Raw genomic sequence first — 24,365 nt, 5'->3', positions numbered from 1 at the left:
GCGGATGGCCTCACGCAAACCCCTCTACCGTGTGAGGCGTGAGCAGCAGCGGCCTGATCTACGCAGTCATCGTCGGGGCCTGGGCCGCCTACTTGGTGCCGATGTGGCTCCGTAGGCAGGACGAGCTGAACGAGGCCCGTCCGACGGAACGCTTCAGCACCGCCATCCGGCTCCTGTCCGGACGGGCGGGCATGGAGCGCCGGTACGCCAAGGACCTGCGGTCGCGCTCCGCCGACGAGGCGGGGCCCGACGCCGACGCCCCGGACGCCGTCACCGACTCGGTGGACGTCCGGGCCTTCGCCGTGTCCAGGACCCGACGGCACCCCCGGCCCACCCCACCGCGGCAGGCGGCGGAGCGGCCCGAAGCGGCGCGCCCACAGACCGGCGGACCCGAACGCGGCGCGAGACCCGGACCGTCCCCGGAACCCGGCGACCCGGCCGGTACCGGCGCGGCACCGGCGCGGGCCCGGGTACCGCAGGCCCGGCGCGCGCCCGTCTCACCGGCGGCCGCGGCACGGGCCCGGCGCAGCAAGGTGCTCGCACGCCGTCGGCGTACGACCGTGATGCTCTTCCTCGCCTTCACGCTCGGCACGGTCGTCGCGGCGGTCGGCGGGCTCGCCTTCCTGTGGGCACCGGGAGTGCCCGCGGTGCTGCTCAGCGCCTACATCGCCCACCTGCGCGCGCAGGAGCGCCGCCGCTTCGCCTTCCAGATGGACCGCCGTCAGGCCGAGGCCGCCGCGCAGCGGCTGCGTGACCGCGACCCCCGCCCGCGCCGGCGCGGGCCCGCCCCGTCCGCCCCCGGCACCGTCGGCGACCTCGACTCCGAAGAGCCGGACGAGGGACCCGAGGCGGAGCCCGGCGCCGGGATGTCGGCGCTCGCCGCCGACCGGCGGGCGCTGGTCGAGCAGACCGACCACGCCGAATGGGTCGACCAGCAGCGGGAACGCCGCGGGCGCCCGCAGGGCGACAGCTGGGACCCGGTCCCGGTGCCCCTGCCGACCTACGTCACCGCCCCGGTCGCGCCCCGTGCCACGCCCGACGTGGACCTGGCGGCGCCGGACGCGTGGAGCTCGGCCCGCTCCAGTGCCGTCGCCCCCGACCAGGAGGACGCCGCCGCCCGGGCCGCGGACCCGGACCGGGACCGCCCGGCGGCCGCACCGGCCGAGGAGCGTCCGGAGACCCCGGGCCGCAGCGACGCCCGCCGCGCCGCGTCCGCCCGCCGGGCCCGGGAGCGGGGGCGCACGCCGCTCTTCGACCAGTACGAGGACGGCGACCGTCCCCGGGCGGCGAACGAGTAGCCGTAAGGGATTTTTGAGCAGGCCGGGCGGGGTGCTAGAGTTTCACTCGTTGCAAGGGCCTGTGGCGCAGTCCGGTAGCGCACCTCGTTCGCATCGAGGGGGCCAGGGGTTCAAATCCCCTCAGGTCCACGCACATTGACGAAGGTCCCGTCCGATCATCACGATCGGACGGGACCTTCGTCGTTTCCCGCCCTACGGGACCTGGAGATCCTTCGCGTAGCAGAGGCTCTCCTCGTGGAAGCGGTAGTAGCCGAACTTCGCGCACGGCTCGTAGCCGCTGGACGTGTACAGGGCGACGGCCTCCGGCTGCTTGGTGCCGGTCTCCAGCACCATCCGGGTCCGGCCCGCCGCACGGGCGTCCTCCTCCAGGGCGGCCAGGATGCGGCGGGCCAGCCCCCGGCCGCGCACCTGCTCGACCACGAACATCCGCTTGAGCTCGGCGTCCCCGTCGAGGTTGCCCTCGTCGTTGGCGTCCTGGCTGCGCCAGCCGCCCGAGGCGACCGGGACGTCGTTCTCGTCGTACGCGACCAGGTACTGGCCGTTCGGCGGCGCGAAGTCCGAGGGGTCCAGGTGCGTGGCGTCGCCGCCGTCGCCGTAGCGGACGTCGTACTCGGCCTGGACCTCGTCGTTGAGCTTCACGGCGTCGGGGTGGTCGAAGGGGACCCGGCGTATGTTCATGCTTCCTACCGTAATTCGATGCGTATCCGGAGCGGGACATCGTCCAGTGTGCCGGTATCGTGCCCTGGTGCTCACCGTGACCTCCGTGAACGTGAACGGTCTGCGCGCCGCCGCGAAGAAGGGCTTCGTGGAGTGGCTCGCCGACACCTCCGCCGACGTGCTGTGCCTCCAGGAGGTGCGGGCCGAACCCCACCAACTGCCGGAACACGTCCGTACGCCCGAGGGCTGGCACGTGACGCACGCCCCCGCCGCCGCCAAGGGCCGTGCCGGTGTCTCCCTCTACACGCGCCGTGAGCCCGATGCCGTCCGCGTCGGTTTCGGCTCGACCGAGTTCGACACCGGTGGCCGCTACGTGGAGGCCGACCTGCCGGGTGTGACGGTCGCCTCGCTCTACCTGCCCTCCGGCGAGGTCGGCACCGAGCGCCAGGACGAGAAGGTCCGCTTCATGGACGCGTTCCTCGGCCACCTCAAGGGCCTGCGCGAGCGCGCCGCCGCCGAGGGGCGCGAGGTCGTGGTCTGCGGCGACTGGAACATCGCCCACCGCGAGGCCGACCTGAAGAACTGGCGCGCCAACAAGAAGAACTCCGGGTTCCTGCCGGAGGAGCGGGAGTGGCTGAGCCGCGTCCTCGACCCGGCCGAGGGCGGGTACGTGGACGTCGTGCGCGCCCTGCATCCGGACGTCGAGGGACCGTACTCGTGGTGGTCGTACCGGGGGCGGGCTTTCGACAACGACGCGGGATGGCGGATCGACTACCACCTCGCCACCCCCGGCCTGGCCGCCAGGGCGCTCAAGGGGTACGTCGAGCGCGCCGCCACGCACGCCGAGCGCTGGTCCGACCACGCGCCGGTGACGGTGGTCTACGGCCCCTGACGACCGGGGCGGAAACCTACTCCCGCCCCTTCCGCATCCGCCGGTCCAGTGCCAGGGACAGTTCCGCCTCCACCACGGAGCGGGCCAGCGGGCGCAGGCGGTGGAGGTCCGGTTCGGGGGCGTGGCGCAGTATCAGGTCGGCGAAGAGTTCGGCGAGGGCGTCGGCGTGTTCGCGGACGCGGGCGCCGGCCTGGAGGACCTCGCCGAGCGGGATGCCCTCGCGGACCAGGGCCGAGGAGACCTCCAGCAGGCGGTGGCTGATGTGGACCAGTTCGTCGCCGTCGGTGCCGAGGTAGCCCAGCTCCATCGCGGCGGCCAGGTTCTCCGGGGTGACCTCGCCCTCGAAGCGGGCGGCGAGTTCCTCGGGGGTGAGGCGGACCGGGGTCTCCTCGGTGGGCTCGCCGAGCCCCAGCAGGTCGCCGACGTCGCGGCCGTGGTCGAAGGCGTCGGCCAGTTCCGCGATGCCGTTCAGGGTGTGGCCGCGGTCCAGCAGCGCCGCGATGGTGCGCAGCCGGGCCAGGTGGTGGTCGTCGTACCAGGCGATGCGGCCCTCGCGGCGGGGCGGCGGGATCAGTTTGCGCTCGCGGTAGAAGCGCAGGGTGCGCACCGTGATGCCGGCCAGCCGGGCCAGCTCCTCCATGCGGTATTCGCGCTTCTCGGTCACGACCACGACCTTAGGGCGTACCGCCGGTAACTTTCCTGCGCCCGACCCCTACCCATGAGTACGGACCTGCTCTACGCTCCCATTGCGCCAGTGTTCACTGGCGCGGTTCCAAGTGGTTCCGAACGGTTCCAGACGGTCCAGGCAAGCGTGGAGGCTCCGGGATGGCCGAGCACGAGCAGGTTCACGAACACGTACGGGTGGCGGTGATCGGGTCCGGCTTCGGCGGTCTTGGCGCCGCCGTGCGGCTGCGGCGCGAAGGGATCACCGACTTCGTCGTACTGGAGCGGTCCGGCAGCGTCGGCGGCACCTGGCGGGACAACAGCTACCCCGGCTGCGCCTGCGACGTGCCGTCCCACCTGTACTCCTTCTCCTTCGCGCCCAACCCCGAGTGGCCGCGCACCTTCTCCGGGCAGGAGCACATCCGCGCCTACCTGGAGCACGTCACCGACACCTTCGGGCTGCGCCCCCACCTCCGCTTCGACTCGGAGGTGAAGCGGATGGCGTGGGACACCGAGCAGCTGCGCTGGGAGATCGAGACCGTGCGCGGCACACTCACCGCCGACGTCGTCGTCTCCGCGACCGGGCCGCTGTCCGACCCCAAGATGCCGGACGTCCCGGGGCTCGACTCCTTCCCCGGCAAGGTCTTCCACTCCGCGCGCTGGGACCACGACTACGACCTCACCGGCAAGCGCGTCGCCATGATCGGCACCGGCGCCTCCGCCATCCAGATCGTGCCGTCCATCCAGCCCAAGGTGGGCCGGCTCACCCTCTTCCAGCGCACCCCGGCCTGGGTGATGCCCCGCATGGACCGGGCCATCAGCGGCGCCGAGCGGGCCCTGCACCGGGCGCTGCCCGTCACCACCAAGCTCCGCCGCGGGCTGCTGTGGGGCATCCGGGAACTCCAGGTGCAGGCGTTCACCAAGCACCCCGACGAGCTGGGCTTCGTCGAGCAGATCGCCAAGCGCAACATGGGCGCCGCGATCAAGGACCCGGCCCTGCGCGCCAAGCTCACCCCCGACTACCGCATCGGCTGCAAGCGGATCCTGCTGTCGAGCACCTACTACCCGGCGCTCGCCAAGCCCAACGTCGACGTGGTCGCCAGCGGGCTCAGCGAGGTGCGCGGCTCCACACTCGTCGCCGCCGACGGCACCGAGGCCGAGGCCGACGCGATCATCTTCGGCACCGGCTTCCACGTCACCGACATGCCCATCGCCGAGCGCGTCGTGGGCGCGGACGGGCGGACGCTGGCCGAGACCTGGAAGGGCGGCATGGAGGCGCTGCGCGGCGGCACGGCGGCCGGCTTCCCCAACTTCATGACGGTCATCGGACCCAACACCGGCCTCGGGAACTCGTCCATGATCCTGATGATCGAGTCCCAGCTGAACTACCTGGCGGACTACCTGCGCCAGTTGAACGTCCTCGGCGGCCGCACCGCCCTCGACCCGCGCCCCGCCGCCGTGCGCAACTGGAACCACCGGGTGCAGGAGCGCATGAAGCGCACGGTGTGGAACACCGGCGGCTGCACCAGCTGGTACCTGGACGCGAGCGGCCGCAACACCACCGTCTGGCCCGGCACGACCGCCGAGTTCCGGCGCGAGACACGGCGCGTGGACCTCGCGGAGTACCAGGTGCTGCGCCCGGCCCCCGCGAAGGCCGCCGCAGAGCCCACGGCGAAGTCCGCCGACGCGAACACCGACGCGGACGCCGAGGTGAGCGCGTGAGCCGCCTGCCGCACCTCGCCGACGGGCCGTACGCCCCGCCCGCGCCCGCCCGCGAGCTGACCGTCACCGCCGCCGACGGCGCCCGGATACACGTGGAGGTGCACGGCCCCGAGAACGCGCCCGCGGTGGTTCTTGCGCACGGCTGGTGCTGCTCCACCGCCTTCTGGGCGGCGCAGCTGCGCGAACTGGCCGTCGACCACCGCGTCATCGCCTACGACCAGCGCGGCCACGGCCGCAGCCCGGCCAACCCGGCGTACGGCACCGAGCCGCTCGCCGACGACCTCGAAGCCGTACTGGACGCCACCCTCGCGCCGGGCGAGCGGGCCGTGCTCGCCGGGCACTCCATGGGCGGGATGACGCTGATGGCCGCGGCGGCCCGGCCCGCGGTGCGCGAGCACGCGGCGGCCGTCCTGCTGTGCAGCACGGGCAGCGCACGCCTGGTGGCGTCGGCCACCGTGCTGCCGATGCGGGCGGGCCGGGCGCGGACCTGGCTGACCCGGCGCGTCCTCGGCTCCCGGGCGCCGCTCGGGCCGGTCACACCGCTCGCCCGCCGCATCCTCAAGTACGGGACGATGGGCCCCGCTTCGGCCCCGCACCTGGTCGACGCCTGCGCCCGGATCGTGCACGCCTGCCCGAGCCGGGTGCGGCACGGCTGGTCCCAGGTCCTCGACCTGCTCGACCTCGACCACGGCGTACGGGAGTTGCGGATGCCGGTGGAGATCGTGGTCGGTACGGCGGACCGGCTGACGCCGCCCGTGCACGCCCGCGAGCTGGCCGCCGCGCTGCCCGACTGCGTGGGCCTCACCGAACTCCCGGGCGTCGGCCACATGACGCCGATGGAGGCCCCGGAGCTGGTCAGCGGGAAGATACGGGCCCTCGCGGCCACCTACATACCCAGCGCACGCGGTGAGCGTGCCGAAGACGCCGTATACGCCGAGGAGAGCGCATGAGCAGGGTGAGCCTGGAAGGGCGGGTCGCCGTCGTCACCGGAGCGGCGCGGGGCGTCGGGGAGTTGATGGCCCGCAAGCTGTCCGCGCGCGGGGTGAAGGTGGCGCTGGTCGGCCTGGAGCCGGACGAACTCAAGCAGGTGTCCGCCCGGTTGCACAGCGACAGCGACCACTGGCACGCCGACGTCACCGACCACGAGGCGATGGCCCGGGTGGCGGCGGAGGTGAAGGAGCGGTTCGGGAAGGTCGACATCGTCGTCGCCAACGCGGGTGTGGCCACCGGCGGTCCCTTCGTCGACTCCGACCCGGAGTCCTGGCGGCGGGTGATCGAGGTCAACCTGATCGGCTCGGCCGTCACCGCCCGCGCCTTCCTGCCCGCCCTGCTCGAGAGCCGCGGCTACCTGCTCCAGATCGCGTCGCTGGCCGCCCTCACCCCCGCCCCGATGATGAGCGCCTACTGCGCCTCCAAGTCCGGCGTCGAGGCGTACGCGCACAGCCTGCGCGGCGAGGTCGGGCACCGGGGCGTGAAGGTCGGCGTCGGCTACCTGTCCTGGACCGACACCGACATGGTGCGCGGCGCGGACCAGGACGACGTCATGCGGGAGTTGCGGCAGCGGCTGCCCTGGCCGTCGAACAAGACCTATCCGCTGGGCCCGGCGGTCGACCGGCTGGTGGAGGGCGTCGAGCGCCGCTCCGCGCACGTCTACGGGCAGTGGTGGCTGCGCGGCATGCAGGGCGTGCGCGGCTACCTGCCGGCCGTCATCGGCACCGTCGGGCAGCGCGAGATGCGGCGCTTCGGAGACCGGCTGAACGGCAGGCGCATCGGCCTGGTCGGCGCCGGCGGAGCGGCCGACGAACGGCGTCCGACCAGCACGACTACGGTCCGTAAGTGATCGACATGCGCACGGTCACGGCTCGTGTGAATCTGATCGAGCGCCCGGCCGAACCGGTCGGGCCCGATCACCACAGGAGTGAACCCACATGGGTATGAAGGACCAGTTCCAGGACAAGGCCGAGCGCATGCAGCAGCAGGGCAAGCAGCGGGCCGAGCAGGCGCGGGACCAGTTCCAGAACCGCGACCGCCGTCGCGACGAGGACGAGATCGACCCGTCCTCGCCCGCCTCGCGCCGCCGCGAGTCGGAGCACCAGGACCCGTCCTCGCGCCGCCGCGACGAGGACGAGCGGCTTCAGGACAGCTTCGACGCCTGACGCGCCGCCGCTGAAGTGAGAGGGCGCCCCCGGTGGTCACCGGTGGGCGCCCTTTCCCGTGCGGGCGGAGGTTTTACGGAGGGTTCTACTCCCGCGGCGGCAGCGGCGGACGCGAGCGGTCCGGTACGGCGTCATAACCGGGCGGCGTGGCGGGCGGGTTGGTCTCCAGCAGCTCCAGCGCGAGGCGGACCGCCTGGTCGAGGACCGGGTAGCGGCCCTCGGCCCAGTCCAGGGGGGAGCGCAGCGCCTCGACGTCGGGGGCGACGCCGTAGTTCTCCACGGACCAGCCGTAGGCATCGAACCAGGCCGCGTTCATCGGCACCGTGATCACCGAGCCGTCGCCGAGCCGGTGCCGGCCGGTCATGCCGACCACGCCGCCCCAGGTGCGCTGCCCGACCACGGGGCCGAGGCGCAGCAGCTTGAACGCGGCCGTGATCATGTCGCCGTCGGAGGACGTCGCCTCGTCGGCGACCGCGACGACCGGGCCGCGCGGCGCGTTGGAGGTGTACGACACCGGCTGGGCGTCCCGCGTCAGGTCCCAGCCCAGGATGGTCCGGGTCAGTTTCTCGATCACCAGCTCGCTGATGTGCCCGCCCGCGTTGCCGCGCACGTCCACGATGAGCGCGGGCCGGGACACCTCCATGCGCAGGTCGCGGTTGAACTGCGCCCAGCCGGAGCCGCCCATGTCGGGGATGTGCAGGTAGCCGCACCGGCCGCCGCTCAAGTCGCGCACCACATCCCGGCGTTTGGCCACCCAGTCCTGGTAGCGCAGGGGGCGTTCGTCGACGAGCGGTACGACGGCCACCCGGCGGGAGGGGCCCCGGCAGCCCTCGGCGGGGGCGAAGGTCAGCTCCACCGTCGTACCGCCCGCGCCCGCCAGCAGCGGGAACGGGCCCTGGACCGGGTCGACCGGGCGGCCGTCGACGTGGGTCAGGACGGCCCCGTCGCGGATGCCCGTGCCGGCCAGCGGGGAGCGGGCCCTGGAGTCGGAGGAGTCGCCCGGCAGGATGCGCTTGGCCACCCACCGTCCGTCCCGGCAGACGAAGTTGGCGCCGAGCAGGCCCTGCCAGCGCTGGTAGTGCGCCGGGCCCTCGTTGCGCCGGGCGGCGACGACGTAGGCGTGCGAGGTGCCCAGCTCGCCGAGCACCTCGCGCAGCAGGTCGGCGAACTCGTCCGGGGAGGCGACGCGTTCGAGCAGCGGGCGGTACTGGTCGAGGACCGCGTCCCAGTCGATGCCGCACATGCCGGGGTCCCAGAAGTAGGCGCGGATCAGGCGCCCCGCCTCGTCGTACGCCTGGCGCCACTCGGCGGCCGGGTCGACCTCGTGCAGGATGCGGCGCAGGTCGATCCAGGTGGTCGAGTCGCCGTCGCCGACCTCGGTCGCCGGTACGGCGCGCAGGTCGCCCTCGTCGAGCACGACCAGGCGGCTGCCGTCGCCGCTGACCCGGAACCAGTCGAGGTGGTCGACCAGTTCGGACTTCTTCGCCTTGGCCAGGTTGAAGTGTTCCAGCGTGGGCCGCTCGCTCGGGTCGGCCGGGTTGGCGAAGGTCTCGCCGAGCGCGCCCGAGATCGGCCAGCGCAGCCAGACCAGGCCGCCGCCCGCGACCGGTTCCAGCGCCGAGTACTTGGAGGCGGTGACCGGGAACGGCGTCACCCGGTTCTCCAGCCCCTCGACCTCGACGGTGACCGCACCGCCCTCGCCGGGCTCGTCCTCCAGCGGGTCGAGGCCCCCGGCGGCGGGGCGGCCCTCGGGATTGAGGGCGAAGGGGGAGGGGGTCGCCGAGGACAGCGGCACCAGGTAGGGGCGGCAGCCCAGCGGGAAGGACAGGTCGCCGGTGTGCACGTCGTACACCGGGTCGAAGCCGCGCCAGGACAGGAAGGCGAGGTAGCGGCCGTCCCGGGTGAACACCGGGTTCTCGTCCTCGAAGCGGCCGTTGGTGACGTCGACGACGAGGGTGCCCTCCGGGCCGTCGATCCGGGCCATCTTGATCTGCCGCAGGGTGCGTCCGATGCCGGGGTGCGACCAGGTGAGCCAGGCCCCGTCCGGGGAGAAGGCCAGGTCGCGCACGGGGCCGTTGACGGAGCGGATCAACTCGGTGACCTGGCCTCCGGCGGTTGCGGGGGTGCCGACGCTCCCCGTGCCGGGGTCGCTCGCCGTGCCGGGGTTGCTCGCGGTGCCGACGCTGTCCGCCGTGCCGGGGTCGCTCCCCGTGCCGGGGCCGCTCGACGTGCCGACGCTGTCCGCCGTGCCGGCGTCGCCCGGTGTGCCGGTGGTCCCGGCGGCGCCGTCGGTGGCGCCGTGTGGGCCGGTGTCCCCGGCGGCCGGTCCGGGGTCGGGGCCGGGGTCGTCGCGCGGGGCACCTGCCCCGGGGGCGTCGGGCGCGGGGCCGCGGTCCGCGGGGACGTTTCCCGCTGTGCCACCGGCAGTCGTTCCGCCTCCCGTGGTGCCGTCGGTCGCGGAGTCGCCTCCCGGCGTGCCGGTGTCCCCGGCGTCGGTGTCTTCGGTGGGGACACCCGGGGTGGTGTCCGACTGGGCCGCCCTCCCTGCCGGGCCCGGTTCCCCCGCGTCCACCGGTTGCCCGGCGTCCTCCCCGTCCACCGGTTGGCCGGCGTCCACCGCGTCCGCCGGTTGCCCGGCGTCCACCGCGTCCGCCGGGTGCCCGGCGTCCACCGCGTCCAGGGGTGGGCTCACCTCCGGGTCCGGTTCCGTGACGTCGAGGATCAGGAGCCGTCCGTCGTGCGAGGCGACGGCGAGGCGGTCGCCCGCCGGGTCCGAGACCAGCTCCAGGACCCGGCCGAGGCGCCCGGAGGCCAGCCGCCGGGTCGCGCGGCCGCCGGTCGCCCGGGGCAGGTAGGAGATCTCGACGGCGTCCTCGCCCTCCGCGTCCGTCACGTACGCGATCCGCCCGCTCTCCCCGAGCATCTCCGGCAGCCGCACCCGTACCCCCGGGGTGTCCGCGAGGGTGCGGGCCGGGCCGTCGCGGTGGGTGAGCCAGTACAGGCTGCCGCGGACGACGACGGCGCTCGCCCGGCCCGTCTCGTCGACGGAGACGCCGCCCACGTGCTGCGCGGCGGGCACCTGGTACGTACGCCGTCCCGCGCGCGGCCCGCTCAGCCGCACGTCGAGCCGGCGCGGCGCCGAGCCGGGCGCGAGGTCGTCCACGATCCACAGGTCGCCCGCGCACTGGTACACCACCCGGGTGCCGTCGCTGGAGGCGTTGCGGGCGTAGAACGCGTCGTGGTCGGTGTGGCGGCGCAGGCCGGTACCGTCGTGGGCGCAGGAGTAGAGATTGCCGACGCCCTCGTGGTCGGAGAGGAAGGCGATCCGGCCGCCGACGAACATGGGGGCGGCGAGGTGCCCGCCGAGGTCGGGCAGGAGCCGCTCGCCGTGCAGCCAGAGCCGGCCCGTGGCGCCGCCCCGGTAGCGCTTCCAGGCGGCGGGCTCGTGCGGCGGGGTGCCCGTCAGGAGAAGCGTTCTGCGCTCGCCGTCGAGATCGGCGGCCTGGATGTCGGTGACCGGGCCCCAGGGCAGCTTGCGGCCGGGGTCGCCGTCGGGGGTGACCTTGTAGGCCCAGGTGAGGTGCGAGAAGGGCTCGCCGTGCGAGGCGACGGCGAGGACGGCGGCGGTGCCGTCGGGATCGGGCGGCGACCAGCCGCAGACCCGGGTGTCGAAGCCGCCCCAGTGGGTGAGCTGCCGTCCGGGACCGCCGTCCACCGGCACCAGGTGGACCTCCGGCACCAGACTGCGCCAGCTGGTGTACGCGATGTGGCGGCCGTCCGGCGAGAAGCGCGGGGGACCGGCCTTGGTGCGGTCCACGGTGAGCCGCCAGGCCCGCCCCGGACCGTCGAGGGACGCGAGCCAGAGGTCGTCCTCGGCCACGAAGCACAGCCGGTCGCCGCTGAGGTGCGGAAGGCGCAGATAACTCACCCACCCCATGCTTTTCCGGGCACCGGGTACCGGCAACTTATACGGCGCCGACAACCGTGACCCACACCACGAACGAAACCGTTTCGTTTCGCTAGAGGGTGGGGTACATTCGTCCTGTACGAAACGGTGTCGTTCCGGTCGAGTGGACCGGTCGACCGGACGGAGAGGAGTGAGCGGGATGACGGAGACCGCCACCGCGCGCCGCAGCCGGATCACTCCCGAGCGCGAGGCCGAGCTGTACGAGGCCGTGCTCGACCTGCTCCGCGAAGTCGGCTACGACGCCCTCACCATGGACGCCGTGGCGGCCCGCACCCGGTCCAGCAAGGCGACGCTCTACCGCCAGTGGGGCGGCAAGCCGGAGCTGGTCGTGAAGGCCATGCGGCACAACAAGCCGGGCAAGATCGGCGACATCGACACCGGTTCGCTCCGCGGCGACCTGCACGCCCTCATGGTCCGTGAGGACGACTGCACCATGGAGCAGAACTCCGCGCTGATGCGGGGCGTCGCCATGGCGCTGCACCAGAACCCGGACCTCCGCCAGGCGTTCCGGGAACAGCTCGTCGAACCGGAGATGGCCGAGTTCCAGCGGGTGCTGCAACGCGCCGTCGACCGCGGTGAGATCAGAGCGGACTGCCCGGCGCTGGACTTCCTCGTGCACATGATGGTCGGCGGTTTCGCCACCCGCACGCTGCTGGACGACCAGCCGCCGACCCGGGCGTTCCTCGCCTCCTACGTCGACGCCGTGATCCTCCCCGCCCTCGGCGTCTCCACCCACTGACCTCCCCACGCACCGTCTGAGCCCCATCTGACGTCACCGCTCACGTCGTCGGGCTGATCCCCCCTGCCCTGAAGACCCACGACCTGACCGGGAGTACGCCCTCGTGGCCACGTTCCTCTACAAACTCGGCCGGCTCGCCTTCCGCCGACGGCACTTCGTCGCCCTGATATGGGTGGCCCTGCTGACGCTCGCCGGCGTCGGCGCGGCCAGCGCCCCGCCCGCCGGCAACTCCTCCTTCTCCATCCCGGGAACGGAGGCCCAGAAGGCCTTCGACCTGCTGGAACAGCGCTTCCCCGGCCAGAGCGCCGACGGGGCGACCGCACGCGTCGTCTTCAAGGCGCCGGCCGGCGAGAAGATGACGGACGCCGACAACAAGGCGGCCGTCCACAAGACCGTCGGCGAACTGGCGGACGGCTCCGAGGTCGCCTCGGTCGCCGACCCCTACCAGGGCAACGCCGTCAGCAAGGACGGCACGGTCGCCTACGCCTCGGTGAAGTACGACGTCTCCGGCATGGAACTGGAGGAGTCCACCAAGGACGCCCTGGAGGACGCCGCCCAGCAGGCGCGCGACGCCGGGCTGACCGTCGAGATCGGCGGTGACGCGCTCCAGGCCGTCCCGGAGACCGGCGCCACCGAGGTCATCGGCATCGCGGTCGCCGCCGTCGTCCTGGTCATCACCTTCGGCTCCCTGGTCGCGGCCGGGCTGCCGCTGCTCACCGCCCTGATCGGCGTGGGCATCGGCGTCTCCTCGATCACCGCGCTGGCGAGCGCGCTCGAACTGGGCTCGACCACCTCGATCCTGGCGATGATGATCGGCCTCGCGGTCGGCATCGACTACGCCCTGTTCATCGTCTCCCGCTACCGCGCCGAACTCGCCGAGGGACGCGAACGCGAGGAGGCCGCAGGACGGGCGGTCGGCACCGCGGGCTCGGCGGTCGTCTTCGCCGGTCTCACCGTCGTCATCGCCCTGGTGGGCCTCGCGGTCGTCAACATCCCGATGCTCACCAAGATGGGCGTCGCGGCGGCCGGCACCGTCGCCATCGCGGTCCTGATCGCGCTGACGATGATCCCCGCGCTGCTCGGCTACGCCGGGCGCCGGGTCAAGCCGGCCGGGGCGAAGAGCAAGCTGTTCGGCCGCTCCCGCACCAGCGAGCCCGAGCCGGACCGGCCGGCCGGCCCGCCGAAGGCCAACCTGGGCACCCGCTGGGCGAGCTTCGTCGTCCGCCGCCCGCTCGCCGTCCTCCTCCTGGGCGTCATCGGCCTCGGCGCCGCCGCGGTCCCCGCGACCTCCCTGGAACTGGGCCTGCCCGACGACGGCTCCCAGCCGACGTCCACGACCCAGCGCCGCGCCTACGACCTGCTGTCGGAGGGCTTCGGCCCCGGCTTCAACGGCCCCCTGCTGGTCGTCGTGGACGCCAAGGGCAGCGACGCGCCGAAGGACGCCTTCACCGACGTCGAGCAGCAGGTCAAGGACCTCGACGGCGTCGTGGCGGTGGCCCCGCCCGCCCCCAACAAGGGCGGCGACACCGCGACGATCAGCGTGATCCCGGACTCCAAGCCGTCCTCCGTGCAGACCGAGGACCTGGTGCACGCCATCCGCGACGCGGGCGGCGACGTCGAGGCGAAGACCGGCGCAAAGACCCTGGTCACCGGTGCGACGGCGATGAACATCGACGTCAGCCAGAAGCTCAACGACGCGCTGGTGCCGTACCTGGTGCTGGTCGTCGGCCTGGCCTTCCTCCTCCTCATCGTGGTCTTCCGCTCGATCCTGGTCCCGCTGAAGGCGGCCCTCGGCTTCCTGCTCTCCGTCATGGCGGCGCTCGGCGCGGTCGTCGCGGTCTTCCAGTGGGGCTGGCTGTCCGGCCTGATGGGCGTCGAGGAGACCGGACCGGTCATGTCGATGATGCCGATCTTCATGGTCGGCGTGGTCTTCGGCCTGGCCATGGACTACGAGGTCTTCCTGGTCACCCGGATGCGGGAGGCCTACGTCCACGGCGAGAAGCCGCACCAGGCCGTGGTCACCGGCTTCAAGCACGGCGCCCGGGTCGTCACCGCCGCCGCGGTGATCATGATGGCGGTCTTCGCGGGCTTCATCGGCTCCAGCGAGGCCATGGTGAAGATGATCGGCTTCGGTCTCGCGATCGCCGTCTTCTTCGACGCGTTCGTCGTCCGCATGGCCATCGTCCCGGCGGTCCTCGCCCTGCTCGGCAAGAAGGCCTGGTGGCTGCCGAAGTGGCTGGACCGCGCGCTGCCCAACGTGGACGTCGAGGGCGAGGGGCTGCGCACGGCCGACGAGCGGCGTGCCGACCAGGACCGGGAGCTGGTGGGCACCTGACCAGCCGCCGCGTCCGCTGACCGGAGGACGCACAGACCAGCCGGTGAGGGTTCCGTGGGGACGGGGCTGCCCTCACCGGCTTCCTCCGTTCCGGGGCTCCGGGGCCCTTCGGCCCGCTGCCCGCGGGACCTGCTAACCCGGTCGCCTGTGGGCTACACGTACCGCTACGGTGCGGTCCATGACGACGACCGACGACGCCTCCGACTCCGCCGCCACCTCCGCCGCCCACCCGCGCTTCGCCGCCGCCCTGCGCGAACTGGACCTCGGTGACCTGGCCGGACGGGCCCGGCGCTTCCCGGAGGCCACCCGCACCGCCGCCGAGGCCGCCGCCGCCATCGGGTGCGAGCTGAGCCAGATCTGCAAGTCGCTCATCTTCGCCGCGGACGGCGTGCCCGTACTCGTCCTCATGGACGGCGCCTCCCGCGTCGACCTGGACCGGGTCCGCGAGGAACTCGGCGCCCGGAAGGTCACCCGGGCCAAGGCCGACGTCGTACGGGAGACGACCGGGTACGCGATCGGCGGGGTGCCGCCCTTCGGGCACCGGACCAGGACCCGGGTGCTCGCCGACCGGTCGCTGCTCGCCCACGACGTCGTCTGGGCCGCCGCCGGCACGCCGTACGCCGTCTTCCCGATGGCGCCCGAGGACCTCGTCACCACCGCCGGTGCCACCCTCGTGGACGTGCGCGAGCGCTCCGCGTGACCCCGCTGGTCACCGCCGCGGTCCTGCTCGCGGCGGTCACCCACGCCAGCTGGAACGCCATCGCCCACCGGATCACCGACAAGCTGACCGGGTTCGCGCTGATCTCCGGCGGCGGGATGCTCATCGGCCTCGCGCTGCTGCCGTTCACGGCCTTCCCGGCGGCCGGGGCGTGGCCGTACCTGCTGGTGTCCGCCGCCGTGCACATCGCGTACTACGCCCTGCTGATGCGGTCCTTCCGGCTGGGCGACTTCGGGCAGGCCTACCCGATCGCCCGCGGCAGCGCGCCGCTGCTGGTCACCGTCCTCGCCGCCGTCTTCGCCCACGAGGTCCCGGACGGCTGGGCGGCCGGGGGCATCCTGGTCTCCTGCGCCGGACTGACCGGGGTCGCCCTGTGGGGGCTGCGCGGACGCCGGCCCGACTGGGCGGCCATCGGCGCCGCCCTGGCGACCGGGGTGACCATCGCGGCGTACACGGTCGTCGACGGCCTCGGTGTACGTGCCTCCGGCTCCTCCCTCGGCTACATCGCCTGGCTGATGGCGGTGCAGGGCACGGTCCTGCCCGCGTACTTCCTGTACCGGCACCGCGCCGGGGCCTGGGCGCTGCTGCGGCCGCAGGCCGGTCTCGGCCTGGTCGGCGCGGCCCTGTCCGTCACCGCCTACGGCCTGGTCCTGTGGGCGCAGACCCGCGCCGATCTCGCCCCCATCGCCGCCCTGCGCGAGTCGTCCATCCTGGTCGGCGCCGCGATAGGAGCCCTGTTCTTCAAGGAGCGGTTCGGCGCGCCCCGGATCGCGGCGGCGGGCCTCCTGGTCGTCGGGATCGGGCTGATGCTGCACACGGGATAGCCGCAGTGGTGCGCCCCGCCGCGGACAGGCGCACCCTGGAAGGAGGTGTTCCGGAGGTGATCGTCATGATGCACACCACAGTGGGATGGCATGTCGAGCTGGAGTTCGTCGAGGACGACCAGCACACGCGGGCGGTCGCGATGGTACGGCTCCCCGACGGCACCGAGGTCCGCGCGCACGGCCACGCCAGCCGTCACCGGGTCGACCCCCAGCAGCCACGCGTCGGCGAGGAGGTCGCGGGCGCACGGGCGTTGAACGAGCTGGCGATGCGGCTGCTCACCAAGGCCCACGACGAGATCGACACGGCGTCCGGGCGGACCTCGCACCCCATCCACGTCTGAACCGGGTTCCGTCTCCAGGAAGGGCCCCGCGCGCTGCTCCTAGGCGAGCGACGCGCGGACCGCCCGTACCAGCGCCTGCGCCCGCGGGTCCGCCGTCACGGTCTTGCGGAAGCCGTTGGTGACGTAGCCCAGGGCGATGCCGGCCTCCGGGTCGGCGAAGCCCAGGGAGCCGCCGCGGCCCGGGTGGCCGAAGGAGCCGGGGGACAGGAACGGGGACGCGCTGCCGTGCAGCATGTAGCCGAGGCCGAACCGGGTGCCCACGACCAGGACCCGGTCGGGCCCGGCGGACTCCTCGGCGCGGGCCAGCTCCATGGTCGCCGGGTCGAACAGCCGCACGCCGCGCGTCACGTCGTCGACCTCGCCGATCAGCGCCGCGTAGAAGCGGGCCAGACCGTCGGCCGTCGCGATGCCGTTGGCGGCCGGGAGCACGGCCGCGCGGTACACCGGGTCGTTCTGGTCGGGGAACGGCGTGATCGCGGCGAAGGCCCGGCGGGTGAGGGAGTCCGGGTTCTCGTACGCCTCGGTGACGGAGCGCTTGGGGCGCAGCCGCGGCCCGTTGCCGGACGGCCCGGCCCCGGACGGCTCGGGGTCCGGAAGGCGCCCGACGCGACCGGCCCGGCCCGCCGCCTCCTCCGCCGCGGGCAGCCCCACCCACAGGTCCAGGCCCAGCGGCCCGGCGATCTCGTCCGCGATCCACTGCCCGGCGCCCCGCCCGCCCGTCACCCGGCGGACCAGCTCGTCGAGCAGCCAGCCGTAGGTCAGCGCGTGGTAGCCGTGGTCGGTGCCCGGCTCCCAGACCGGCGCCTGGGCGGCGACGGCCGCGGGGCCCCGCAGCGGGTCGAGGGCGTCCCCGGGGGAGAGCGGGCGGTCCAGGACCGGCAGCCCGGCCCGGTGGTTCAGCACGTGCCGGACCAGTACCCGCTCCTTGCCGTGCGCCTTGAACTCCGGCCAGTACTCGCCCACCGGCGCGTCCAGGTCCAGTTCCCCGCGCTGGTGCAGCAGCAGCGGTACGGCGGCGGCGACGCCCTTGGTCGCCGAGCGGACCACCTGGGCGGTGCCCCGGCGCCACGGCTCGGCGCCGGCCGTGTCCTCGACGTTCTTGGCGCCGCCCCACAGGTCGACGACCTTGCGCCCGTCCCGGTAGACGGCGACGGCCGCGCCCCGCTCGCCGAGCGCGGTGAAGTTCCGTACGAACGCGTCCCGCACCGGCTCGAAGCCCGCGGCCACCGTGCCGTGCACCCTCACGTCCGCCTCTTTGTCTCCATCCACTTCCCCGCGCCCCTTCCGGTCGCCCATGACAGTGGGGGCAACCGCCACCGACCGTCCGCGATTCCTCACCCGCTCGCCGGCACCGACCGCGGATCGAAGCCGAAGGGCAGTTCCAGGCGGTGGGCGCGCATCAGGTCGTCGTCGGAGAGCAGCGCGGCGGTCGGTCCGTCCGCCGCGATCACCCCGTCGCTCAGGATCAGGGCGCGGGAGCACAGCTCCAGGGCGTAGGGCAGGTCGTGGGTGACCATCAGCACCGTGACGTCCAGGGAGCGCAGGATGTCGGCCAGCTCGCGGCGGGAGGCCGGGTCGAGGTTGGAGGAGGGCTCGTCCAGGACCAGGATCTCCGGCTCCATGGCGAGCACGGTCGCCACCGCCACCCGGCGCCGCTGGCCGAAGGAGAGGTGGTGCGGCGGCCGGTCCTTGAACTCCGCCATGCCGACCAGCGTGAGCGCCCGGTCCACACTGGCCTCCAGCTCCGCCCCCTTCACCCCGGCCGCCGCCGGTCCGAACGCCACGTCCTCGCGCACGGTCGGCATGAACAGCTGGTCGTCCGGGTCCTGGAAGACGATGCCGACCCGGCGCCGGATCTCGGCCATGTTCCGCTTGCCGACCGGCAGCCCGGCGACGGTGACCGTGCCGGTGCCGCCGGTCAGGATGCCGTTGAGGTGGAGCACGAGCGTCGTCTTGCCCGCACCGTTCGGCCCGAGCAGCGCGACCCGCTCACCGCGCGCGACGGAGAAGTCCACGCCGAACAGCGCCTGGTGCCCGTCGGGGTAGGCGAAGGCGAGGCCGGAGACGTCGAGGGACGCCGGGACAGCTGTCATAGGGTCCATCCCAGCAGACACACGACGAGCGCCGCACACGGGAGGGCCAGCGCGTACGACCACTGCGCCCGCGACGCGGTCACCTCGTCGATCACCGGCATCGAACCGGCGTACCCGCGGCTGACCATGGCCAGGTGGACGCGTTCACCGCGCTCGTAGGAGCGGATGAACAGCGCCCCCGCCGACTTGGCGAGCACCCCCCAGTGCCGTACGCCCTTCGCCTCGAAGCCCCGGGACTCCCGGGCGATCCGCATCCGCCGCATCTCGTCCGCGATCACGTCGCCGTACCGGATCATGAACGAGGCGATCTGCACCAGCAGCGGCGGCAGCTTCAGCCGCTGGAGACCGAGGAGGAGCTCCCGCAGCTCGGTCGTGGAGGCGAGGAGCACGGAGGCGGCGACGCCCAGGGTGCCCTTGGCCAGCACGTTCCAGGCGCCCCACAGGCCGTTGACGCTCAGGGACAGGCCGAGCACGTCGACCCGCTCGCCCTCCGCCACGAACGGCATGAGCACCGCGAACGCGACGAACGGCACCTCGATCAGCAGCCGTTTGAGCAGGAAGCCGGGCGGCACGCGGGCCGCGTACGCCACCGCCGCGAGCAGCAGCGCGTACAGGCCGAAGGCCCACATCGCCTCGCGCGGCGTCGAGACCACGACGACCACGAAGGCGAAGGCCGCGGCGAGCTTGGTGTGCGGCGGCAGGCCGTGCACGGGGGAGTGCCCGTGCCGGTAGAGCCGGTGCGCGTGGCCCGCACCCATGTCAGACGGTCGTTTCCGTGCTGGTCGGGGACGCGTCGGGGCTGCGGCGCCTGCGCACCGCCCAGAACACGGTGCTGCCCGCGACGACGGTGACCCCGACGCCGATCACGCCCGCGAGGCCCCCGGAGACCCGGGCGTCGGTGATGTCCTTGACGCCGTAGTCGGCGAGCGGGGAGTCGGCGGCGGCGTGCTCCTCGGCCTTCTTGTCGATGCCCTTGTCGGAGGCGACCTTCTCCAGGCCGTCGGGGTCGGCGGAGGCGTAGAAGCTGACGAAGCCGGCCAGGACCAGCGAGGCGACGAGGCCGGTGAGCCACACCGTGCGGTGCGAGCGGGCGGCGACGGGGGCGGGCGCCGGCGCGGCACCGGAGGGAGCGTCGGAGGGGGCGTCGACCAGCTCGCCGTTCACCCGTAGCTTGAGCCGCTGCCGGAGCCCGCGCGCCCCGTACACCAGGTCCGGGCGGACGGCGATGACGGCGCCGACGGTCAGCGCGGTGATCGCGGCCTCGCCGATGCCGATCAGCACGTGCACGCCGATCATCGCGGTGGCGACCTTGCCGATGGAGACGTCGGTGGTGCCGCCGATCCAGTAGATGAGCGTGAAGGCGAGCGCGGCGGCCGGGACGGACACGAGCGCTGCGACGAAGGAGGCGACGGTGACCGAGCGGCGGGTGCGCGGCAGCACCTTCACCAGGCCCCGGAAGAGGGCGTAGGCGACGACCGTGGTGACGATCGCCATGTCGGTGATGTTCACGCCGAGCGCGGTCAGGCCGCCGTCGGCGAAGAGGATGCCCTGCATGAGCAGGACGACGGAGACACACAGCACGCCGGTGAAGGGCCCGACGAGGATGGCGGCCAGTGCGCCGCCGAGCAGATGCCCGCTGGTCCCGGCCGCGACCGGGAAGTTGAGCATCTGCACCGCGAAGATGAACGCCGCGACCAGCCCGGCCAGCGGCGCCGTCCGCTCGTCCAGCTCACGGCGCGCGCCGCGCAGGCTGACCGCGATGGCGCCGGCGGCGACCACCCCGGTCACGGCGGAGGTCGGGGCGTTGATGAATCCGTCAGGTACGTGCACGGTTCGATGATAGAGAACTGTTGCAACTCGTTCGCAAGAGCGAGGTAAAGGCTGACGTAAGGCCGATCTCACCTGTGATATGCGGCTCACAGAGCGTGAGCCGGGAAATATGGGACATTGGAAAGGGGGTGGACCCGCAGCTTCGACAAAGGTGGCAGAGCGTAAGGGGCGACCCCATGTCCGTAGTCGAACAGTACGCACCCGCTCATATCCTGACGGACGGGGACCTCCCCGACGCGGACGACGGCGGAGCGATACCCGTCGTCCTGCGCTACGACCCCGACCTCGACCCCTCGATGGTGTGCGTCGCCCTCCCCGGCAAGGGCGGGCGCGCGTCCCGCTCCCGCGAGTGGACCTTCTCCCGCGCGCTGCTGGAACAGGGCCTGCGCGCGCCCGCCGGGAGCGGCGAGGTGCGGGTGTGGCCGTGCGGGCGGGTGCAGGCCGTGGTCGAGTTCCACTCCCCGCAGGGCTGCTCCGTGGTCCAGTTCGACAACAAGGCCCTCATCCGCTTCCTGCGCCGTACGTACCAGGAGAGCGCACAGCCGGTGACCCACTGAGCCGCGTCACGACGGGCGGTGGGTGCCGGTCGCGTGAGCGTCGGTCGGGTGGGTGCCGGTCGCGGGGTGGTCGGTCGGGTGGGTGTCAGCCGCCCGCCTTGAGCAGGGCCGCGACCATCGGACCCGCGGTGTCGCCGCCGTGCCCGCCCTGCTGGACCACGCCCGCCGCCGCCACGTCCCCCCGGTACGCGGTGAACCAGCCGTTGGGCTTCTCCTGGCCGTCGACCTCCGCCGAGCCGGTCTTCGCGCCGACGTCACCGCTCACCCCGGCCATCGCCTCCGCGGCGGTGCCGTACGCCGCCGTGTAGGACATCAGCTCGCGCAGCGCGCCGAGCGTCTCGCCGGACATCGTGCGGGAGGCCGTGGCGAGCGCCCGCCCGTCGACCGACGGGGCGACCAGGTACGGCTGGTGGAAGCTGCCCGACTTCACGGTCGCCGACACCGACGCCATGTTCAGCGGGTTCATCCGCACCCCGCCCTGGCCGATGAGGGAGGCGGCCATCTGGGCCTTGCTCTGCACCGGCACCCTGCCGTCGAAGGTGGACACGCCGACCGACCAGTTGTTCATGGACAGGCCGAACACCTCCTTCGCCTGCCTGGTCAGGTCGTCGTCCTTCAGCTCCGGGGCCTGGCTGATGAAGGCGGTGTTGCAGGAGCGGGCGAAGCTCGCCTTGAAAGTGCCGTCCTTGATCTCGAACTTGTCGTCGTTCTGGAACTTCCAGCCGCCGTAGCTGAAGAACTTGGGGCACGGGTGCTTCCGGTCCACGGACGCCAGGTCCTTCTCGAGCAGCATCGAGGCCGTGATGACCTTCATCGTGGAGCCGGGGGCGAGTGAGCCGAGGAAGGCGGTGTTGAAGCCGTGCCCGCCGTTGGCGACCGCGAGGACCTCGCCGGTGGAGGCGCGCAGCAGCACCACCGACGCCCCCTTCTTGCCGTCCACCTGCTTCTCGGCGGCGGCCTGGAGGGCGGGGTCGAGCGTCGTCTTCAGCGTGCCGGGCGTGCCCTTGCTCAGCTCCAGCAGGGTCTTGTCGGCGACGTCACCCGCCCCGGACTCCTTCGAGCCCTTCCCGTCGCCGTCCGCCCCGCCGCGCACCACGCGCAGTTCGACGCCGGGGGTGCCGCCGGCCTTCTTGCCGTACTTGTCGCGCAGACCGTCCAGGACGGTGCCGAGGGACGGGTACTTGGCGGCGGTGATCTCCGCACCGTCCCGGTCCAGCGCCTTGACCGGCGGATCACCGGCCTTCCCGGTGACCAGCCTGTCGCCGTCCCTCAACTCCGGGTGCACGACGGCGGCGTGCCAGTCGACGCGGGGTTCGCCGTCGCCGGCCCGGCGGACCACGGTGAGCGCGCTGTCGTACGCCAGCGGCTCGGTCGCCTTCTCGTAGGCGACGGTGGCCTTGACGGAGAACGGGACCTTCTCCCCGGCCGGGGTGCCCGCGGTGAAGGTGGCGTCCTTGATGCGGGCGTCCTTGGTGTAGCCGGTGAGCAGGGCCTTGGCGGCCTCGGCGTCGTCGGTCGCGGCGGCCGCGCCGGCCACGTCGCCCTGCTGCCAGGCGGTCAGGAACCGCTGGGCGGTCGAGGTGACTTCGGCCGCCGTCAGCGGGCCGGACTTCACCTTCTCCTCGGCCGCCGCGGACTTCGTGCGCGCGGTGTCGTCGCCGTCGGCCCCGCCGCCGTACATCGCGTAGGCACCGAATCCGGCACCGGCCACGACCACGGCGGCGACACTGCCGATCACGGCGGGTTTCGTCCTGCGCCGCTCGGTGGCGGCGCCCCTTCTGCTGCCCACTGCGTCCCGTTCCTCGGTGCGTTCGGTGCGTTCGGTGCCTTCAGTGCGGGGTGTTTCCCGCGACGGCGACCACAGTAGGGCCATCGTGGCCGCCGGTTCGTGTCAGCCGCCGACTCGTAGCACGTCTGCGACGATCGGGCCGGCCGCGTCGCCGCCGTGGCCGCCCTCCTCGGTCATGGCCGCCGCCGCGACGTCGTTGCGGAAACCGGTGAACCAGCTGTTGGAGACGGCCTGTCCGTCGACCTCGGCCGACCCGGTCTTGGCGCCGATGTCGCCGCGGAGCCCGGACATGGCGTCGACGGCGGTGCCCTGGGTGGCGGTGAGCCGCATCATCTGCTTGAGCTGGGAGGCGGTGCCGTGCGGCAGTCCCTTGGCGGTGGCCGGCTTGCGGTCGTCCAGGTCGAACGGCACCAGGTACGGCTGATGGAACTCACCGGTGATGGCGGTCGCGGTGACCGAGGCCATGTTCAACGGGTTCATCTGGACCTGCCCCTGCCCGATGGCGTTCGCGGCACGGTCGGGGCCGCTCACGGTGGGGACCTTGCCGTCGAAGGAGGTGATGCCGGTCTGCCAGTCGTCCTGCCCGAGCCCGAAGCGCTCCTGGGCCTCCTCGGTCAGCGAGGAGTCGGTGAGGGGCTTCTCGTCGATCAGCTTGATGAAGCCGGTGTTGCAGGACCGCATGAAGGTGTTGGCGAGCGTGGCGCCCGCGTTGGGCTTCATATTGGTCAGGTTCTTGAAGGTCTGGCTCTGCCAGGTCGCCGTGTCGGGACAGGGCGCCGGGCCGTTCATCGAGGTCACGCCGTTGTCGATGAGCATGGCCGCGGTGATGATCTTCATGGTGGACCCGGGGGCGACCGTGCCCTGGAAGGCCGCGTTGAACCCGTCCGTGCGGTTGTTCGCCACGGCCAGGACTTCGCCGGTGCTCGGCTTCACCGCGACCACTGAGGACTCGCCGTACCGCTTCACCGCCTTCTCGGCCGCCGCCTGCCCGCTCGCGCTGAGGGTGGTGCGCAGCTTCCCGGGCTTGCCTTCGGTCAGCGTCAGCAGCGGGGTGTCCGGCGCGTCCGCGGCCGTGTGCCGGACCGCCAGCTCGATGCCGGGAGTGCCGCCGGCCTTGTCGCCGTACTTCTCCCGGAGTTTGGCGAGGATCGGGCCCAGCGAGGGGTACTTCTCCTTGCTCAGTACGGCACCGTCCCGGCCGACGGCCTGGATCTGCGGGGTCGCGGACTCCGCGGTGACCAGGCTGTCCCCGTCCTTCAGGGCCGGGTGGACGACGGACGGCTCCCAGTCCACCAGCGCCCGCCCGCTGGTCTCCCCGCGCACCACGGTCAGCGTGCTCTTGTAGCTGAGCGGCTTGGTCGCCCCCTCGTACGACACCTTCGCCTTCACGGAGAAGGGCACGGAGGTGCCGGCCGCCTCGCCCGGCGTGATCTCGACGCCACTGATGTGCGCGTCCTCGCCGTAGGCCGTCAGCAGCGTCCCGGCGATCGAGGCGTTGTTCGTGTACGAGGCGGCGGTGGTCGCGTCGCCCTTCTCCCAGGCGGCGAAGAACTTCTCGCTCGTCTCCTCGACCTCGTCCTTGCCGGGCGGTCCACTCCTGGCCTCCGACCCGGAGGACCCGGAGCCCCCGTCCCCGTCCAGCGCCGACACCACGTTGTAGGCGCCGTACCCGGCACCGCCCACCATCACGGCGAACACCCCGCCTATGACGGCGACCTTCACCCCCCTGCCCATCGGCAGTCCCCTCCCCGTCCGGCCTTCCGCCCGCCTTCTTGAACGCGTTC

At 73.0% G+C, this 24,365-nt stretch carries 21 protein-coding genes and 1 tRNA gene; 13 read left to right on the top strand and 9 right to left on the bottom strand.

Annotated elements, in window-relative coordinates:
* The first annotated feature begins 38 nt into the window (after positions 1–38).
* Together glpR and ACIRGB_RS15115 are read left to right on the top strand one after the other, a co-directional pair.
* On the top strand, positions 39–1,298 hold the full coding sequence (glpR, locus tag ACIRGB_RS15120) for a gephyrin-like molybdotransferase receptor GlpR (RefSeq protein WP_403863881.1): 1,260 nt from the start codon (positions 39–41) through the stop codon (positions 1,296–1,298).
* 55 nt (positions 1,299–1,353) lie between these two features.
* Positions 1,354–1,427, top strand: a tRNA-Ala gene (locus tag ACIRGB_RS15115).
* 63 nt (positions 1,428–1,490) lie between these two features.
* Here the strand turns inward: ACIRGB_RS15115 and ACIRGB_RS15110 are convergent.
* Complete coding sequence (locus ACIRGB_RS15110; protein ID WP_403863878.1) at positions 1,491–1,976, bottom strand: GNAT family N-acetyltransferase; 486 nt, start codon at positions 1,974–1,976, stop codon at positions 1,491–1,493.
* Positions 1,977–2,043: 67 nt separating this feature from the next.
* Here ACIRGB_RS15110 and ACIRGB_RS15105 point away from each other — a divergent pair, with 67 nt between their 5' ends.
* Positions 2,044–2,847 (top strand): exodeoxyribonuclease III, encoded by an 804-nt coding sequence (locus ACIRGB_RS15105; RefSeq protein WP_403863875.1) that lies wholly within the window; start codon positions 2,044–2,046, stop codon positions 2,845–2,847.
* A gap of 16 nt (positions 2,848–2,863) precedes the next feature.
* Here ACIRGB_RS15105 and ACIRGB_RS15100 read toward each other — a convergent pair whose 3' ends face one another.
* Positions 2,864–3,511 (bottom strand): MerR family transcriptional regulator, encoded by a 648-nt coding sequence (locus tag ACIRGB_RS15100; protein ID WP_403863872.1) that lies wholly within the window; start codon positions 3,509–3,511, stop codon positions 2,864–2,866.
* Positions 3,512–3,672: 161 nt separating this feature from the next.
* Here ACIRGB_RS15100 and ACIRGB_RS15095 point away from each other — a divergent pair, with 161 nt between their 5' ends.
* The 4 genes from ACIRGB_RS15095 to ACIRGB_RS15080 all read left to right on the top strand — a co-directional run bounded on the left by ACIRGB_RS15095 (position 3,673) and on the right by ACIRGB_RS15080 (position 7,388).
* Positions 3,673–5,232 carry a flavin-containing monooxygenase gene (locus tag ACIRGB_RS15095; protein WP_403863869.1) on the top strand — a complete coding sequence of 520 codons (1,560 nt, stop codon included), beginning with the start codon at positions 3,673–3,675 and terminating at the stop codon, positions 5,230–5,232.
* On the top strand, positions 5,229–6,182 hold the full coding sequence (locus ACIRGB_RS15090; protein ID WP_403863866.1) for an alpha/beta fold hydrolase: 954 nt from the start codon (positions 5,229–5,231) through the stop codon (positions 6,180–6,182). The genes ACIRGB_RS15095 and ACIRGB_RS15090 overlap by 4 nt, the downstream gene beginning before the upstream one ends.
* On the top strand, positions 6,179–7,072 hold the full coding sequence (locus tag ACIRGB_RS15085) for an SDR family oxidoreductase (RefSeq protein WP_403863863.1): 894 nt from the start codon (positions 6,179–6,181) through the stop codon (positions 7,070–7,072). Before ACIRGB_RS15090 ends, ACIRGB_RS15085 begins: the two co-directional genes overlap by 4 nt.
* Positions 7,073–7,160: 88 nt before the next feature.
* On the top strand, positions 7,161–7,388 hold the full coding sequence (locus ACIRGB_RS15080) for a hypothetical protein (RefSeq protein WP_003975647.1): 228 nt from the start codon (positions 7,161–7,163) through the stop codon (positions 7,386–7,388).
* An 85-nt stretch (positions 7,389–7,473) separates the two neighbouring features.
* Here the strand turns inward: ACIRGB_RS15080 and ACIRGB_RS15075 are convergent, their stop codons facing one another.
* Positions 7,474–11,325, bottom strand: a complete 3,852-nt coding sequence (locus ACIRGB_RS15075) for a S41 family peptidase (protein WP_403863860.1) — start codon at positions 11,323–11,325, stop codon at positions 7,474–7,476.
* 169 nt (positions 11,326–11,494) lie between these two features.
* Here ACIRGB_RS15075 and ACIRGB_RS15070 point away from each other — a divergent pair, with 169 nt between their 5' ends.
* The 5 genes from ACIRGB_RS15070 to ACIRGB_RS15050 all read left to right on the top strand — a co-directional run bounded on the left by ACIRGB_RS15070 (position 11,495) and on the right by ACIRGB_RS15050 (position 16,312).
* The gene (locus ACIRGB_RS15070) at positions 11,495–12,094 is read left to right on the top strand and encodes a TetR/AcrR family transcriptional regulator (protein ID WP_403863857.1); all 600 of its coding nucleotides are present in this window, start codon (positions 11,495–11,497) and stop codon (positions 12,092–12,094) included.
* Between the two features lie 103 nt (positions 12,095–12,197).
* Positions 12,198–14,429: an MMPL family transporter gene (locus ACIRGB_RS15065; RefSeq protein WP_403863854.1), complete on the top strand. Its 2,232-nt coding sequence runs from the start codon at positions 12,198–12,200 to the stop codon at positions 14,427–14,429.
* A gap of 178 nt (positions 14,430–14,607) precedes the next feature.
* Positions 14,608–15,129, top strand: coding sequence for a YbaK/EbsC family protein (locus ACIRGB_RS15060; protein ID WP_403863851.1), 522 nt, complete (start codon positions 14,608–14,610; stop codon positions 15,127–15,129).
* Positions 15,126–15,971 (top strand): EamA family transporter, encoded by an 846-nt coding sequence (locus tag ACIRGB_RS15055; protein WP_403863848.1) that lies wholly within the window; start codon positions 15,126–15,128, stop codon positions 15,969–15,971. Before ACIRGB_RS15060 ends, ACIRGB_RS15055 begins: the two co-directional genes overlap by 4 nt.
* A gap of 65 nt (positions 15,972–16,036) precedes the next feature.
* A complete protein-coding gene (locus tag ACIRGB_RS15050) occupies positions 16,037–16,312 on the top strand; it encodes a DUF1876 domain-containing protein (protein WP_104631878.1) in 276 nt (91 codons plus the stop codon).
* A 39-nt stretch (positions 16,313–16,351) separates the two neighbouring features.
* On the opposite strand, the gene ACIRGB_RS15045 is transcribed toward ACIRGB_RS15050, so the two are convergent.
* The 4 genes from ACIRGB_RS15045 to ACIRGB_RS15030 all read right to left on the bottom strand — a co-directional run bounded on the left by ACIRGB_RS15045 (position 16,352) and on the right by ACIRGB_RS15030 (position 20,235).
* The gene (locus ACIRGB_RS15045) at positions 16,352–17,557 is read right to left on the bottom strand and encodes a serine hydrolase domain-containing protein (protein ID WP_403863845.1); all 1,206 of its coding nucleotides are present in this window, start codon (positions 17,555–17,557) and stop codon (positions 16,352–16,354) included.
* An 89-nt stretch (positions 17,558–17,646) separates the two neighbouring features.
* Positions 17,647–18,405: an energy-coupling factor ABC transporter ATP-binding protein gene (locus tag ACIRGB_RS15040; RefSeq protein ID WP_403863842.1), complete on the bottom strand. Its 759-nt coding sequence runs from the start codon at positions 18,403–18,405 to the stop codon at positions 17,647–17,649.
* On the bottom strand, positions 18,402–19,163 hold the full coding sequence (cbiQ, locus tag ACIRGB_RS15035; RefSeq protein WP_403863840.1) for a cobalt ECF transporter T component CbiQ: 762 nt from the start codon (positions 19,161–19,163) through the stop codon (positions 18,402–18,404). Before cbiQ ends, ACIRGB_RS15040 begins: the two co-directional genes overlap by 4 nt.
* Before the next feature lies 1 nt (position 19,164).
* On the bottom strand, positions 19,165–20,235 hold the full coding sequence (locus ACIRGB_RS15030) for an energy-coupling factor ABC transporter permease (RefSeq protein WP_403863837.1): 1,071 nt from the start codon (positions 20,233–20,235) through the stop codon (positions 19,165–19,167).
* A gap of 176 nt (positions 20,236–20,411) precedes the next feature.
* Here ACIRGB_RS15030 and ACIRGB_RS15025 point away from each other — a divergent pair, with 176 nt between their 5' ends.
* Complete coding sequence (locus tag ACIRGB_RS15025) at positions 20,412–20,792, top strand: SsgA family sporulation/cell division regulator (RefSeq protein WP_403863834.1); 381 nt, start codon at positions 20,412–20,414, stop codon at positions 20,790–20,792.
* An 85-nt stretch (positions 20,793–20,877) separates the two neighbouring features.
* Here ACIRGB_RS15025 and ACIRGB_RS15020 read toward each other — a convergent pair whose 3' ends face one another.
* Both ACIRGB_RS15020 and ACIRGB_RS15015 read right to left on the bottom strand, forming a co-directional pair.
* Entirely contained in the window at positions 20,878–22,581 is a 1,704-nt protein-coding gene (locus tag ACIRGB_RS15020; protein ID WP_403863831.1) for a penicillin-binding transpeptidase domain-containing protein, read from the bottom strand.
* 102 nt (positions 22,582–22,683) lie between these two features.
* A complete protein-coding gene (locus tag ACIRGB_RS15015; RefSeq protein WP_403863828.1) occupies positions 22,684–24,315 on the bottom strand; it encodes a penicillin-binding transpeptidase domain-containing protein in 1,632 nt (543 codons plus the stop codon).
* Positions 24,316–24,365: the final 50 nt, after the last annotated feature.

Source organism: Streptomyces sp. NPDC102490 (assembly GCF_044765285.1).
Classification (GTDB): domain Bacteria; phylum Actinomycetota; class Actinomycetes; order Streptomycetales; family Streptomycetaceae; genus Streptomyces.
This window is presented reverse-complemented; position numbering and strand designations above follow the sequence as displayed.

Excerpts from the sequence above, each read along its gene's own strand:
- ACIRGB_RS15040 (WP_403863842.1), bottom strand. The coding sequence starts at position 18,405 with ATGACAGCTGTCCCGGCGTCCCTCGACGTCTCCGGCCTCGCCTTCGCC.
- ACIRGB_RS15110 (WP_403863878.1), bottom strand. The coding sequence starts at position 1,976 with ATGAACATACGCCGGGTCCCCTTCGACCACCCCGACGCCGTGAAGCTC.
- ACIRGB_RS15060 (WP_403863851.1), top strand. The coding sequence starts at position 14,608 with ATGACGACGACCGACGACGCCTCCGACTCCGCCGCCACCTCCGCCGCC.
- ACIRGB_RS15050 (WP_104631878.1), top strand. The coding sequence starts at position 16,037 with ATGATGCACACCACAGTGGGATGGCATGTCGAGCTGGAGTTCGTCGAG.
- ACIRGB_RS15070 (WP_403863857.1), top strand. The coding sequence starts at position 11,495 with ATGACGGAGACCGCCACCGCGCGCCGCAGCCGGATCACTCCCGAGCGC.
- ACIRGB_RS15080 (WP_003975647.1), top strand. The coding sequence starts at position 7,161 with ATGGGTATGAAGGACCAGTTCCAGGACAAGGCCGAGCGCATGCAGCAG.
- ACIRGB_RS15085 (WP_403863863.1), top strand. The coding sequence starts at position 6,179 with ATGAGCAGGGTGAGCCTGGAAGGGCGGGTCGCCGTCGTCACCGGAGCG.
- ACIRGB_RS15025 (WP_403863834.1), top strand. The coding sequence starts at position 20,412 with ATGTCCGTAGTCGAACAGTACGCACCCGCTCATATCCTGACGGACGGG.
- cbiQ (WP_403863840.1), bottom strand. The coding sequence starts at position 19,163 with ATGGGTGCGGGCCACGCGCACCGGCTCTACCGGCACGGGCACTCCCCC.
- ACIRGB_RS15075 (WP_403863860.1), bottom strand. The coding sequence starts at position 11,325 with ATGGGGTGGGTGAGTTATCTGCGCCTTCCGCACCTCAGCGGCGACCGG.
- ACIRGB_RS15095 (WP_403863869.1), top strand. The coding sequence starts at position 3,673 with ATGGCCGAGCACGAGCAGGTTCACGAACACGTACGGGTGGCGGTGATC.
- ACIRGB_RS15015 (WP_403863828.1), bottom strand. The coding sequence starts at position 24,315 with ATGGGCAGGGGGGTGAAGGTCGCCGTCATAGGCGGGGTGTTCGCCGTG.